Origin of the sequence: Bacillus sp. HMF5848 (assembly GCF_003944835.1) — a bacterium.
Classification (GTDB): Bacteria; Bacillota; Bacilli; order Bacillales; family HMF5848; genus HMF5848.
In genome coordinates, this window is the sequence record NZ_RWIV01000001.1 from 2776413 (window position 1) to 2791437 (window position 15025).

A 15025-nucleotide genomic window follows, 5' to 3' on the forward strand; every position below is an offset into this window, starting at 1 on the left:
TTATATCACCCCTAACGTTTGCTGAAGACTTTTTATTGTCTCATAGCAATTCGAGCGAATATGGATAAAATCGTCTACACCAGATTCTTTTAGCTGTTTCTCCAGTTCTGCCTCTTGCTTACCTGCTACGTATACTACGGTTGAAGGATTTTGCTGCTTTAATTGAGCCGAGATGCTTGCTGCCATATTTTCGTATGCATCGTCCTTCCCACAAATGATAAATACTCGTGAAGATTGCTGGTTAGCCCATGAAACCGCTGAATCAATAGATTCATGACCGTCATTTTTTTCAATAACAAATCCTCCTGCGCCAAAAAATCCACTTATAAAGTCAGCACGCGCTTTATGTGCAGGGATAGGACCTAAATTAATTAAAGTAACAGTTGGTCGAACTCCGGTTTTTCTTTCATACTCTTCACTTACCAACCTAATAGATTCAAACTCTGCAGTAAGACGTCGCTTCGGTATTTTAACAATGTCTTTTTCAGTTGTCTCAGCCTCTGTCAATTGACCTTTGTAAGGTTCAGTCGCATTCACATACATATTTGTCCCAACAATCTTTTCTTTACGTTGAGCGACATTTTTGACTCGAGCGTCGTAAACTTGTTGAATCTCTTTTTGAACAAACCCTTGTTTTATTGCTTCTGTCATTCCACCTAGTTGTTCAATTTGTTGAAACAGCTTCCACGCTTTAGTTGCTAGCTCATCTGTTAGAGATTCAACGTACCATGAGCCTCCAGCTGGATCGACAACTTTATTTAAATATGATTCTTGCTGTAGAATAAGCTGTGTATTACGAGCAATTCTTCTAGAGAATGTTGATGAATCATTTACAGTCTCTGTGTCAAAACTTGATACGTGCATGCTATCTATACCACCTATAGTCGCAGCAAACGCTTCATTTGTAGCTCGTAACATATTCACATACGGGTCATACACTGTTTTTGTAAATGATGACGTACTTGCGTGAATACTTATCGCTTTTGCTTGCTCAGAAGCACCATATGCCGTTGCTACAGTAGTCCATAGTCTTTTCAAGGCTCTCAGCTTTGCAATTTCCATGAAAAATTGTGAACCAACAGAAACGTGAAACTTAACCTTTCTAAGAAGCTCATCAATATTCACAAATGTAGATTTACAACTATTAATATATTCAACTGCTGTTGCAATACTAAAAGCCAGTTCTTGTACCGCATGTGCTCCACCATTATGATATACGTCCCCATTCACGATAATGGATTGTAGTTGCGGTGCCGCTTCTGCTAACTTTAACATCGCTTCCTGAACAGTCTTTAACGTGTTATCAATGGAAGACGGAAGCTCCCCTTCTTCTAAGTAATCGCGAATGATATCGAATCCAATGGTTCCTGTCAATAGGTTCATGTCAATGTCCAACTCTTGACAGTATGCTATAAACTCATCTATAAATTGTACCGATTGTAAGTCAAGTTGTATAAACAATGGAATGCTTTCTAATGAAATACCCTCAAACGCAATTCTCATATCTTTTTTTTGGTTTATAAGTCGTGATGTTACCTTCGATAGATTAATCATTTTTAAGCCACGAGAAAGCTCTTCTTGTAATAAACGATTTAACGCTTGAGGTGAACTACCTTCTAGCTGTTGTGCAACATACCATGCCCTTTCCACATAGCCAAGAGGTGTACTCCCTCGTATGTGCGTTCCAAAGCCTGGCCATTCACTCGCTAAAGAAAGCTGGGATACATCTGCTCTAGTATAAAGCGGTTTCAAAACGATCCCTTCGTATGTAGTGGTGAACAGTTTTTCAAACGGCTTGCCTTTCAAAGACTTTTCGACTTCAGTTTTCCAAGTCTCGTAATCAATGACATCAAAGGTTTGTGATTTCATTGATTCTACATTTGCCATGATACAGTCCCCCTTTGCTTACAGCATTTAAGAAAGGTATAGAAGTGTCACAACACGAAAATCCTCTTATATCCATGTGTCACCTCTAACAACTGAGAATCAACCAGTTAGCAGAGCTTTCATACCTTTCAAAAAAATGTAAAAATTTTACCTCATTTCTATTTTAGTACATTTAAAGATTGATAACAATTCACAAAAAGGTGAACTTATTAGCTAGGCATACAAGTATTATTTTCATTTCTTAATAGAATATCTTTCATTTGATGTTGAATATCACAAGGAGGATGGCGAGGACGAAGTATTACTAACGATGAAATTATCAGATTCGTTCAAAATAAAAAAGCCGAGCTCAATCCATGAACTCGGCATAAGCATTAGTATATAGATGTTGTATCTTTAGACATATTCTCCAATATTTCTTTTACTCTTGCTAGGAATCTTCCACACACTAAACCATCTAAAACGCGATGGTCAAGTGACAAGCATAAATTCACCATGTCACGGATAGCCATCATACCGTTATCCATTACTACAACACGTTTAACTATAGATTCGACTTGTAATATCGCAGCTTGTGGGTAGTTGATGATACCCATGGACTGAACTGACCCAAAGGAACCCGTATTATTTACAGTAAATGTACCATCCTTCATATCCTCACCGGAAAGCTTTCCACTTCGAACCTTCATAGCAAGTTCGTTAATTTCACGTGCGATGCCTTTAATACTTTTTTCATCCGCATGGCGTATGACAGGTACATATAAAGCATCATCAGTAGCAACCGCAATAGAAATGTTGATATCTTTTTTCTGTACAATCTTATCACCAGCCCACATTGAGTTAATTTGTGGGTATTCTTTCAGTGCTTGCGCTATTGCTTTAACAAAGAAAGCAAAGTAAGTAATATTATAGCCTTCAGATTGTTTAAATTCGGTTTTGATACTATCACGCAAGGTTACTAAATTGCTCACATCAGCTTCAACCATCGTCCAAGCGTGAGGTATTTCTTGAACACTGCGAAGCATGTTTGAAGCAATTGCCTTGCGAACAGGCGTTACTGAAACCTCACGGTCACCAGGAGCACTAGTAACTACGGGTGCTTGTTTTTGCTGTGTTTGAGATGAAATTGCTTGTTCATCAGCAGTTGGCGCTGGTGCTGGCGCTGTAGCTTGTGCCGTTACTGTCTCACTTGCTTTCGGAATATTGCCGCTCTCAACAAGCTTTAAAATATCTTTACGCGTTATACGTCCACCTGCACCTGTTCCACTCACAGCTTGTAATTCTATATCATGTTCTTGAGCTAAACGAAGTACTGCTGGCGAATAACGTTGCTTTTGTGAAGTGTCGGTCGGCGCTTCAGATGCATTAGAGCTTTCTGCTTTTATTTGCGGAGCAGTGGTCTCATTCTTAACTGGTGCATTAGAATCTGCCGTTTCTACAGTACAAATTACACCACCAACCGCTAGGGTATCCCCTTCCTCCGCTAAAAGCTCTTTGACTGTTCCTGTGAAGGAGGAAGGTACTTCAGCATTTACTTTATCAGTCATTACCTCAAGCAAAGGATCATACTTGTTAACTTTGTCGCCAATAGATACTAACCATTTACTGATAGTGCCTTCTGTAACACTTTCACCTAATTGAGGCATTTTAATTTGTTCAATGGCCACTCTTTCTACCTCCCTTTGGTTTATGTGAAAAAACTTCGTCACGGAAATGTGTTTCACACTACTTTGAGATTATGTTCGTAAAATCTTGCTGTATTTTGCGTCCGTTTCCGATGTTTATACGCGAATTCTCCGAGTGGGTGGGCCACTTTTCGCTGTTTATGCGCCAATTCTCCGGGTTTATGCGCCACTTTTCGCTGTTTATGCGTAAATCTCCGGGTTTATGCGCCACTTTTCGCTGTTTATGCGTAAATCTCCGGGTTTATGCGCCACTTTTCGCTGTTTATGCGTAAATTCTCCGGGTTTATGCGCCAGTTTTCGCTGTTTATGCGCCAATTCTCCGGGTTTATGCGCCACTTTTCGCTGTTTATGCGTAAATCTCCGGGTTTATGCGCCAGTTTTCGCTGCTTGTGCGTAAATCTCCACACTTTTCGCTTCTAAAACTCAGCTAGTTCACGCATCGCCGTTTCAACTTTGTCTGGATTAACCATGAAATGTTTTTCCATCGTTGGTGCATAAGGCATAGCCGGCACATCAGGACCCGCTAACCGTTTAATAGGAGCATCTAAATCGAATAAACAGTGTTCTGCAATTATCGCAGCTACCTCACTCATGATACTACCTTCTTTATTATCTTCCGTAACAAGTAAGACTTTGCCAGTCTTTGCAGCGGCTTCAATAATTGCCTCTTTATCAAGTGGATACACCGTTCTAAGGTCGAGAATATGTGTAGAGATACCATCTTCAGCAAGTTTTTCAGCTGCTTGAAGAGCAAAATGAACACATAAGCCATAAGTGATAACAGTAATATCATCGCCTTCACGCTTAACATCTGCTTTACCAATTGGTAAAACATAATCATCTTCTGGTACCTCACCTTTAATTAGGCGATAAGCACGCTTATGCTCAAAAAATAATACTGGATCTGGATCACGAATAGCAGCCTTCAATAACCCCTTTACATCATATGGTGTGGATGGCATTACAATCTTTAATCCTGGCGTATTAGCAAAAAGTGCTTCAACAGACTGCGAATGATATAAGGCACCATGAACTCCACCACCATAAGGTGCACGAATCGTCACAGGGCACTGCCAGTCATTGTTTGAACGGTAACGAATTTTTGCTGCCTCTGATACAATCTGATTTACCGCTGGCATAATAAAGTCTGCGAATTGGATCTCTGCAACAGGTTTCAGCCCATACATCGCTGCACCAATAGCAACACCTGCAATTGCTGATTCTGCTAATGGTGTATCAATTACACGATCTTCCCCAAATTGATCATAAAGTCCATTTGTAGCACGAAACACTCCACCACGTTTGCCGACATCTTCTCCCAAAACAAAAACTGATTCATCTTTAGACATTTCTTCTCGCAACGCCATCGTAACAGCGTCGATATATGAAATCACTGGCATGGTTTATCCCCCTCCTCACTCAGCATATACGAATTTCATACCTGATTCTGCTGGAGCGTACGGCGCTTGTTCAGCATACTCAGTTGCTTCATTTACTTCATTCATAATCTCTTGTAGCATTTTTTCGTTTGCTTCTTCACTTAACACACCGTTGTTCAATAGGTAGTCGCGGAAAGTAATAATTGGATCCTTCTTTTTAGCTTCATCCACTTCCTCTTGTGCGCGGTATGTGCGATCATCATCGTCTGATGAGTGTGGAGTGAGTCGATATGACACTGTTTCGATTAAGCTTGGTCCTTCACCACGACGTGCTCTATCGGCAGCTTCTTTAACAGCCTCGTAGACTGCCAATGGATCATTACCATCTACTGTCACACCAGGCATACCATATCCGATGGCACGATCAGATACTTTCTCACAAGCTAACTGTCGTTCAATTGGTACCGAAATGGCGTATTTATTATTTTCGCACATGAAAATAACTGGTAGCTTATGAACACCTGCAAAGTTAGCTCCTTCGTGGAAATCACCTTGGTTTGAAGATCCTTCACCAAACGTTACAAAAGTAACCAAATCTTTCTTTTGCATTTTTCCTGCTAAAGCAATCCCAACAGCGTGTGGGACTTGCGTAGTTACCGGTGAAGATCCCGTTACAATATTATTTTTCTTTTGTCCGAAATGACCTGGCATTTGTCTCCCCCCAGAATTGGGATCTTCTGCTTTTGCAAAGCCAGATAACATAAGGTCTTTCGCTGTCATACCAAAAGTTAATACGACACCCATATCACGGTAGTATGGCAACACATAATCTTTTCCTTTTTCAAGGGCAAACGAGGCACCTACTTGTGCAGCTTCTTGCCCTTGACAAGAGATTACAAATGGTATTTTTCCTGAACGGTTTAATAGCCACATTCGCTCGTCAATCTTTCGAGCTAGTAACATTGTTCTGTACATACTTAAAACCGCTTCATCTGATAACCCTAAAGCTTGATGACGCTTTTCTGTCATGGAGTATTTCCTCCCATCTTTTTTCTTTCTCATATTTTATGCTCCGTGAATAGCATGCCCTTCAACAGCTAGAGCTGCTTCACCTAACACTTCCGACAGCGTTGGATGTGGGTGAATAGTATGTGAAATCTCCCAATTTGAAGCATCTAATACTTTTGCAAGCGCTGCCTCTGATATTAAATCAGTTACATGTGGTCCAATCATATGAACCCCTAACAAGTCGTCGGTGCTTTTATCGGCTATAATCTTGACAAATCCATCAGATTCACCAAACACAAGGGCTTTACCTATTGCTTTAAAAGAAAATTTACCGACCTTAACATCATAGCCTTGTTCCTTTGCTTCTTCTTCCGTTAAGCCTATGCTAGCTGCTTCCGGATTACTGTAAATACAGCGAGCGACATCTTTATATTGAATAGGATCTGGATTCAGTCCTGCTATTTTTTCCACCGCAATAATTCCTTCATGAGCCGCTACATGAGCAAGCTGCATACCACCGATTACATCACCAATTGCATAAATATGAGAGTCCTTCGTTTGATAAAATTTATTTGTAACAATAAAACCATGATCTAACACAACATCTGTGTTCTCGATACCAATACCTTCTGTATTAGCAGCACGCCCAACAGAAACAAGAATTTTATCTGCAGAAAAAGCTTTAGCCTCCCCTTTATGCTCGGCTTTTATTGTAACAGTGCCTTCACTCACCTGTAAGGTTTCGGATAATACTTTTGCTCCCGTTACAACTTTTACCCCTTTTTTCTTTAAAAGACGCTGCATCTCACGAGATACATCTGGATCTTCAGTAGGTAAAATTCGATCCGCATATTCAAGCACTGTTACAGACACATCAAAATCAGCCATCATTGATGCCCACTCAATACCAATTACCCCACCACCAACAATGACAAGTGAGTTCGGCAAAGACTCTAGCCTCAATGCTTCATCTGACGTAATGACAAACTCACCATCGACATTTAATCCCGGTAAAGTACGCGGCCTAGAACCGGTAGCAATGATTAAATGTTTCGGAATGACCATATCATTTTCTTGTCCATTACTATACTCAACACTGATTGTACCTGGCAATGGCGAGAATATTGACGGACCAAGTATACGACCTATACCCTCGTATACGTCAATTTTCCCTTTTTTCATAAGATGCTGTACACCTTTATGCAGTTGATCTACTATGTGCTGTTTTCTCGCTTGCACCTTTGAAAAATCTAATGAAACATCCTTTGCTAATACACCAAACTCTTCACTCTTCTTAGTAGTATGATACACCTCAGCACTTCTAAGAAGAGCTTTACTAGGTATACAACCAGCATGCAAGCACGTACCACCTAGTTTTGCTTTTTCAACAACAGCAGTGGACAATCCTAATTGTGCAGCACGAACGGCCGCTACATAGCCACCTGTACCGCCACCTAGAATGACAACATCGTATTCTCGTGCCATATTTCTCACTCCTCTCAAACAGCAATTTTATTACATATATTGCTTTGCTACTTCCTCTCCGCGCAAAACACGTAATGCCCCTTCAGCGAGTGCCTTTAATTCATCTTCGCCAGGAACAACAATAATGTCTGCAATCCATGATACATATTGTTGAATTAACTCTATTAAGTACTGACTGTGAGCTAATCCACCAGTTATCACGATGGCATCAATTTTTCCAGTAAGCACGGCACTTGCTGAACCAATTTCTTTTGCAACTTGATAAGCCATAGCAGTATATATTTTCTTTGCTTCTTGATCACCTTGTTGAATGCGTTTTTCTATATCGATTCCACTGTTTGTACCTAAGTAGCCAACTAATCCACCTTTTCCAACAAGCATGCTGTTAATTTCATCACGATAATAATCGCCTGAAAAACATAGTGCTGCCAAATCCCCAGCTGGTACAGTACCAGCTCTTTCTGGACTGAATGGACCATCGCCATTTAGACCATTGTTCACATCAATAACTCTGCCGTTTCGATGGACACCAACTGTTATACCGCCACCCATATGAACAACAATTAGCTTTGCTGCTTCGTAAGTCATTCCAAGTTGATTAGCAACCTTTCGAGCCACTGCTTTTTGGTTTAATGCGTGAAATATACTTTTTCTCTCAATTAATGGAAATCCTGACACTTTAGCAATTGGTTCCATCTCATCAACAACAACTGGGTCTACAATAAAAGAAGGGATATTTAGTCCATTAGCAATTTCGTTTGCTAAAATCCCCCCAAGATTAGAGGCATGTTGACCGTTATAGCCCGTACGTAAATCCTCAAGCATACGCTCATTTACTTCATATGTACCGCCTGCAATGGGACGTAGTAACCCACCACGTCCGCATACAGCGCTAAGCTTAGAGAGATTGATTCCTTCTCTGTCTAATACAGAAAGAATACTATGCTTACGGAACTCATATTGCTCAAATATTGTTTCAAATTTGTTTAAGTCCTCGGTATCATGACGTAACGTTTGCTCAAGAATCGGGCGGTCATCTTCAAATACACCTATTTTAGTTGAGGTTGATCCTGGGTTAATTGTTAAGATTCGTGCTGTTTGTACTTGCAAAAATGACTCCTCCATCTTTTAATGAAAATTCAATGTTATATTTATCGATTACGACGTCTACTTAAAATGTGATGTCCGTTTTGTAAAAATTGACTTCTAGATTGGCGCATACGCTCAATTCTTTCTTCCGCTAGACGGTCAGCCGCTTTATATGTTGGGATTCCATCACGTTCGGCGATAGAAATCACTTTTTCAATATTTTGGTAAATTTGTTCTACTTTCTTCATAGCTCGATCTCTGTTATAACCATATAACTCATCAGCAACGTTAATCACTCCACCAGCATTAATAACATAGTCTGGTGCGTATAATATGCCCATTTCATGGATTAAATCCCCATGACGAGGCTCCTTTAACTGATTATTAGCTGCTCCAGCAATTACTTTACACTTTAATTTTGGAATAGTTTGATCATTCACTGTTGCACCTAACGCGCATGGTGCATAAATGTCACATTCCACATCATAAATATCTGATGGGTCAACAGCCTTTGCTCCAAATTCAGCTACAGCTTTCATAACTGCATCTTTGTTAATATCTGTAACAATTAGTTTGGCACCTTCCTCATGAAGATATTTACACAAGGTATACGCCACATTACCTACACCTTGCACGGCTACCACTTTTCCTTCAAGTGCATCCGAACCAAATGCATGCTTAGCAGCTGCTTTCATACCAACATACACACCGTAAGCAGTTACTGGCGACGGGTTACCACTTGAGCCAAATGCTGGCGATACGCCTGTTACATAGTCTGTTTCCTCATGAATAATATCCATATCTGCTACAGTTGTACCGACATCTTCAGCTGTAATATAACGACCATTTAACCCTTGAACGTATCGACCGAACGCACGGAACAACTCTTCATTTTTGTCTTTACGAGGATCTCCAATAATAACTGTCTTTCCTCCGCCTAAATTAAGACCCGCAGCAGCATTTTTGTATGTCATACCTTTAGCTAATCGTAATGCGTCTTCAATAGCTGCTGATTCCGACTCATATGTCCACATACGCGTCCCACCTAATGCAGGTCCTAGCGTTGTATCATGAATAGCGATGATTGCTTTTAAACCTGATTGCTTGTCTTGACAAAGTACTAATTGCTCATAATCATACGTTTCTAAATACTTGAAAATTTCCATAGGGTATCCCTCTCCTTATTTAAGAATTACTTTTTATAGCAAACGCTACTGATAATAACTTACTCTCGATTGAATCAGCACGAGATGTTAACACAATTGGCGCCTTTGCACCCGCTATAATGCTAGCTGTACTGGCATTTGCGAAATAAACAAGCGACTTATACAAAACATTTCCTGTTTCAATATCCGGAAGTACTAATATATCAGCTTCCCCAGCCACTTCACTGTCAATTTTTTTATATTGAGCAGCTTGTTTTGATACAGCATTGTCTAGAGCTAATGGTCCGTCAACTAAACAATGTTGAATTTGACCACGTTTATTCATCATGGCTAACAACCCTGCATGAATAGATGCTTCCATTGCAGAATTTACTGTTTCTACAGCAGCCAATACTGCCACTTTAGGCACGTCTAAATTGACACGACGCGTAACATTTACAGCATTTTGAATAATTTGAGCTTTCTGCTCTAACGTTGGAGCAATATTCATAGCAGCATCTGTTATATAAATAAGTCGATCCCAACCAGGAATGTCAAATGCGGCAACATGCGATAATATCTGGTTTTTTACACGAAGCCCTTGCTCCTTGTTAAGAACATGTTTTAAAAGCTGTGATGTGTGTAAATTTCCTTTCATCAATACGTCAGCTTCTTCAAATCTTACAGCCTTTACTGCTTCATATGCAGCTTCTTCATCACTCTCTGTTTCAACGATTTGCAACGCATTCACGTCATAGGATGATAAATTAGCTTCAGCAACAAGCTTTCGTAAAGAATTCTTTTTTCCGTATAAAATAAAGGACGCTAAATTTTGTTGAAGTGCTTTATTAACAGCAGCTAACACTTGTTCATCATCAGCAGCTGCTACGGCTATTTTTTTTGAAGGCTGCTGAGTTACGTATGCTACAATATCTGATAACCTCATACTAATCGATAGTCATTCCTTTCTATCGCACAAAACTTTCATATACCTCCATATACCCTAATGCAAGTTTTGTGCCAACTACATTTTATGTAACCGCTTTATTTGTTACGGTTTTATGTCTGCAAAAAATTGCATACCATGCAGATTATTGCATGCTATTTTTAGCAAGCTTATACTTATCTAGTTTGTAATACAAATTACGCAAGGATATCCCCAATAATCTCGCCGCCTCTGTTTTGTTTCCTTCACAATGATCTAGCACTTGGGCCATTATTTTCGCTTCATATCGATCAACTAAATCCTGTAACGTTGAATGAGAGTCAAACAACGTTAAATTTTGTCCCCCTTCATGTTGAACAGTAGGATTTGATTCAAGCTGCGGTATATGTTGAATATCGATTGCTTTTTCATGAAACTTGAGAAAAATTATAGCACGACCTAACACATTTTCTAGTTCACGAACATTTCCAGGCCAATGGTAGCTAGATAAATAACGTAGTGCCTCATCCGTAATCGTATTTACATTACGTCCATAGTCTTGATTTATCTTCGATAGTAAGTGTTTGCATAGATCTGGAATATCCTCTAAACGATTTCGTAAAGGAGGGATACGAATCGGCAAGCGATTTAGTCGATAATATAAATCCTCGCGAAAAGAGCCTGTCGCAATTGCTTTTTCTAAATTCACGTGCGTCGCAGCAATAACTCTAACGTTGATAGGAATTGGCTTTGTACCGCCTACACGAATGATCTCGCCTTCTTGCAATACACGCAACAGTTTAACCTGTGTATTTGCTGATAGTTCCCCTATTTCATCTAGAAAAATGCTACCATTGTTAGCTTCCTCAAAGAAACCTCGTTTCCCACCTCGTTTCGCACCAGAAAACGCCCCTTCGTCGTATCCAAATAATTCACTTTCAAGTAGCGTTTCACTAATTGCAGCACAATTAACTCTTATAAATTTATTCCATCGTCTTTCACTTGCATTATGTATTGCATGCGCAAACAACTCTTTCCCTGTGCCCGATTCTCCTCTCAACAAAACAGTTGCAGGAGTTTTAGCACCAAGCTTCGCTTGCTCAATGGCCAGCTGCATTTCTTCCGAACTTCCAATAATATCTTCAAACGCATATTTCGCTTCTAGAGTTCTAATAATTTGCCGAGCTCTATTTAACTCAGAAGTAAGTTGCTGTATTTCAGATACATCCTGGATAACACCGACGCTTCCCTTTAACTTGCCATCAACAATAATAGGCGCCACATTCACAACAACATCACGTTTATTAGGCCCAACCTTCATGCGTACACCACGAACTGCTCTACGAGTTTGTAGAACCTTCATATGCATACTTTCACCTTCAGATATATCTATAGTTGCTGGCTTTCCTATAACGTCTTCTTCAGTTAATCCTGTTAGTCTCGTATATGCACCATTAATCATAAGACCTAATCCATTCTCATCAACAACAGAAATCGCTTCTTCCGAGGAACGTATGATAGCCTCTAACATCGTTTGCACTTCTTTGAGATTTGTTATTTCACTCGCTAGCTCAACAACATCCGAGATATCTTTAAATATTGAAACAGCACCAATTAAAACCGAATCTTCCGAAATCATTGGCATTCGTGTTGTTATGATTTTCTTGCGATTCGCTAGTACTAATTCTTGATTAGACTCTACCTTTCTAGTCGCAAGAACTCTAGGTAGTTTACTACTAGGAATTATTTCGTGAATATGCTTATTTAAAGCATTCTCTTTAGAGATGCCAGCCATTTTTTCGGCACTTTTATTGAACAAAATGACTTTTCCTTCTGTATCAATAACAATCATACCGTCACTAGTTGTATTAAATATTAACTCTTGCTTATATTTCTCACTTTTTAAAGTTTCAATCAGCTTTTCTTTTTCCTTAAAAAGTCTTGCGGTAATATGAGCCACCGCGCCAGGAATTAGGACCGTTTGCTTACTTCGCATGTCCCTAATAGCGGAAAACGTCGCATCACTTCCTGTGGCCTCAATAACAATATCAATCTGTTCATCTAAATATGGCTCCCACCGAACATCAGTATGAATACCAAGCTTCCTTGCTAAAATCACTCCAGGAGCATTAAGGTTCTTATCAATGACGGCCACAATGTTCATTTCCTCTGTTTCTATTAGCATTGTAAGCATTGCTGTCCCACCAGCACCTGCCCCTACAAGTAACACCTTCTGCATTTCTTTTCACCCCTTACTGTGAAAACTTAAGCAAAAACAAGTGAGTTGTTTATGAAAATTCTTGCATATATCGTACCTTATTATGATAATATTGACAACTTTATTTTTTAAATCGGAAATTTTTGTATACGTTATCGCGTTATTCTTGTACAATAAAAGATACATATTTATACAAAAGGAGTTACGCCAACAATGGCTCGAATAGTTGCTTTATTTATTTTAGTTATTCCAGCAGTTTTAGCTGGATATGGAATTAAATTGATGCGGGATGCTCTTTTCGCAGTGCAAAACCCATTTTTTATTAACTTACCACTACAAATGATTGCTGGGTTACTATTCTTTATTGGCGGGCTGAGTTTTGTTGCTGGTTTTATTTTTCACCGTGACAGAAAGAGAAATAAATTACAAAACCGCTTTAAGAAAAACGTATAACTTTTATCGGCGAAACAAATTAGCAACCATAGATAACCTCTTAGCTCCATTCAAGTCTAAACATAACCTCTAATTAAACTTAAAGGGCGAGAACAATATTTGTTCCTCGCCCTTTTTTCATAACATTTTATATACTTCCATAGCTCTCCGCGGATAGTCTGTGAAAAATCCTGCAACTTGCTCGTTAAATAGACGCTTCATTATAGACTCATCATTTACCGTAAATGGTCGAACTGAAAAACCATTTAATTGTGCTTTTCTAGTTATCTCTGCTGTAGCTGCTGGAATGTATGGGTGTAATGCATTTGCTTCAACTGTCGTTGCGTAACTCCAAGGCTCATATAACCCTTCCATGTAAAGAATAGCTGTTTCCACATTCTTCGATATTATTTTACATTTTTTTAAACTGTAATGATTAAATGATGATATTATGACTCGATTTTCAATTTGAAACTCGTTTATCAATTCTAACACTTTTTCTTCTAAAGTCGGATATTCAATAATACCATTTTTTAATTCAATATTAATAAGCAAGTCAAGTGGTTTGACCCACTCTAACACCTCTTGTAGGGACGGAATAGGTACAAAACCATATTGATCATGAAATTTAAAGCTTGCATCAAACTTCCTTAATTGGTGATATGTAAAATCTTTTACGTAGCCTTTTCCAGTTGTTGTGCGATCTATTTTTTCATCATGGATAACAACAACTGTTCCATCTGAAGCTAATTGCACATCAAGTTCTATCCCTTTTGCGCCTTCATCAAAGGCAGCTTGAAAGGATAGTAACGTATTCTCTGGATATGTACCAGCTGCACCTCTATGTCCGAAAACGATTGTCATCATACCACTCCTTTCAATAGTACATAACGAAACCCGATGAATCATAATGATTTATCGGGTTTCATGACCTATCTTTATTCCTTACCCTCTCAAGAAGCTTTATGCTCTAAACGAAGCTTATCAGCCACCATCGCAATAAACTCACTGTTTGTAGGCTTTGCCTTCGTCATACTCACTGTATAGCCGAATAATGAAGAAATGCTATCAATATTACCACGACTCCACGCTACTTCAATTGCATGACGGATTGCTCTCTCTACTCGCGAGGCAGTTGTATTATATTTCTTAGCAATATCAGGATACAACACTTTAGTAATGGAACCTAAAAGCTCTATGTCGTTATACACCATAGAAATGGCCTCGCGCAAATATAAATAACCCTTTATATGTGCTGGTACACCAATTTCATGAATGATACTAGTAATACTTGCATCTAGATTCTTCCCTTTTTGTTCAGGGGCTCTGTATTGCTGTGTTTGTTGATGCGTCTTATTATTTTGCACCATGCCACTAACTTGACGAATTTGGCTCGCTAAATTTTCCATATCGAATGGCTTTAGAACAAAATAAGACGCACCTAAGTCAACTGCTTTCTTTGTTACATCTTCTTGCCCAAATGCAGTTAGCATAATCACATTAGGTTGCTTCTCTTTTGTTTGTCTCATTTTTTCTAAAACGGCAAGTCCATCTAAGTGTGGCATTATTATATCTAAAACAAGGACATCAGGCTCTTTCTCTGACACTAACTTCAAGCAGTCTTGCCCGTTGTAAGCTACTCCAACAACCTCTATATCTTCCTGGCTCGACAAAAACTCTTGCAACAAAGACACGAGTTCCCGATTATCATCTACGATACATACCTTGATCTTTTTCACGAATAAGTCCTCCCGTTAAGAAAATATGTAAAA

At 39.2% G+C, this 15025-nt stretch carries 12 protein-coding genes; 1 reads left to right on the forward strand and 11 read right to left on the reverse strand.

Features of this window, described 5'->3' with window-relative positions:
* The 9 genes from EJF36_RS13310 to EJF36_RS13350 form a co-directional block, all read right to left on the reverse strand.
* A complete protein-coding gene (locus tag EJF36_RS13310; RefSeq protein ID WP_125906783.1) occupies positions 1–1887 on the reverse strand; it encodes a methylmalonyl-CoA mutase family protein in 1887 nt (628 codons plus the stop codon).
* 374 nt (positions 1888–2261) lie between these two features.
* Positions 2262–3554 carry a dihydrolipoamide acetyltransferase family protein gene (locus tag EJF36_RS13315; RefSeq protein ID WP_125906784.1) on the reverse strand — a complete coding sequence of 431 codons (1293 nt, stop codon included), beginning with the start codon at positions 3552–3554 and terminating at the stop codon, positions 2262–2264.
* 434 nt (positions 3555–3988) lie between these two features.
* Positions 3989–4972 carry an alpha-ketoacid dehydrogenase subunit beta gene (locus tag EJF36_RS13320; RefSeq protein ID WP_125906785.1) on the reverse strand — a complete coding sequence of 328 codons (984 nt, stop codon included), beginning with the start codon at positions 4970–4972 and terminating at the stop codon, positions 3989–3991.
* Positions 4973–4987: 15 nt separating this feature from the next.
* A complete protein-coding gene (locus EJF36_RS13325) occupies positions 4988–5980 on the reverse strand; it encodes a thiamine pyrophosphate-dependent dehydrogenase E1 component subunit alpha (RefSeq protein ID WP_125906786.1) in 993 nt (330 codons plus the stop codon).
* Between the two features lie 36 nt (positions 5981–6016).
* A complete protein-coding gene (gene lpdA / locus EJF36_RS13330; RefSeq protein WP_125906787.1) occupies positions 6017–7444 on the reverse strand; it encodes a dihydrolipoyl dehydrogenase in 1428 nt (475 codons plus the stop codon).
* 30 nt (positions 7445–7474) lie between these two features.
* Positions 7475–8569: a butyrate kinase gene (gene buk / locus EJF36_RS13335; RefSeq protein WP_395940591.1), complete on the reverse strand. Its 1095-nt coding sequence runs from the start codon at positions 8567–8569 to the stop codon at positions 7475–7477.
* A 26-nt stretch (positions 8570–8595) separates the two neighbouring features.
* Complete coding sequence (gene bcd, locus EJF36_RS13340; protein ID WP_125906789.1) at positions 8596–9699, reverse strand: branched-chain amino acid dehydrogenase; 1104 nt, start codon at positions 9697–9699, stop codon at positions 8596–8598.
* Positions 9700–9718: 19 nt separating this feature from the next.
* Positions 9719–10624 (reverse strand): phosphate butyryltransferase, encoded by a 906-nt coding sequence (gene yqiS / locus EJF36_RS13345; protein ID WP_125906790.1) that lies wholly within the window; start codon positions 10622–10624, stop codon positions 9719–9721.
* 145 nt (positions 10625–10769) lie between these two features.
* Complete coding sequence (locus EJF36_RS13350; RefSeq protein WP_125906791.1) at positions 10770–12842, reverse strand: sigma-54 interaction domain-containing protein; 2073 nt, start codon at positions 12840–12842, stop codon at positions 10770–10772.
* Positions 12843–13034: 192 nt separating this feature from the next.
* On the opposite strand from EJF36_RS13350, the gene EJF36_RS13355 reads away from it, so the two are divergent.
* Positions 13035–13274, forward strand: a complete 240-nt coding sequence (locus EJF36_RS13355; RefSeq protein ID WP_125906792.1) for a DUF2627 domain-containing protein — start codon at positions 13035–13037, stop codon at positions 13272–13274.
* Positions 13275–13391: 117 nt separating this feature from the next.
* Here the strand turns inward: EJF36_RS13355 and EJF36_RS13360 are convergent, their stop codons facing one another.
* The gene (locus EJF36_RS13360) at positions 13392–14117 is read right to left on the reverse strand and encodes a glycerophosphodiester phosphodiesterase (RefSeq protein WP_125906793.1); all 726 of its coding nucleotides are present in this window, start codon (positions 14115–14117) and stop codon (positions 13392–13394) included.
* Positions 14118–14206: 89 nt separating this feature from the next.
* Complete coding sequence (gene spo0A / locus EJF36_RS13365) at positions 14207–14992, reverse strand: sporulation transcription factor Spo0A (protein WP_125906794.1); 786 nt, start codon at positions 14990–14992, stop codon at positions 14207–14209.
* Positions 14993–15025 lie beyond the last annotated feature (33 nt).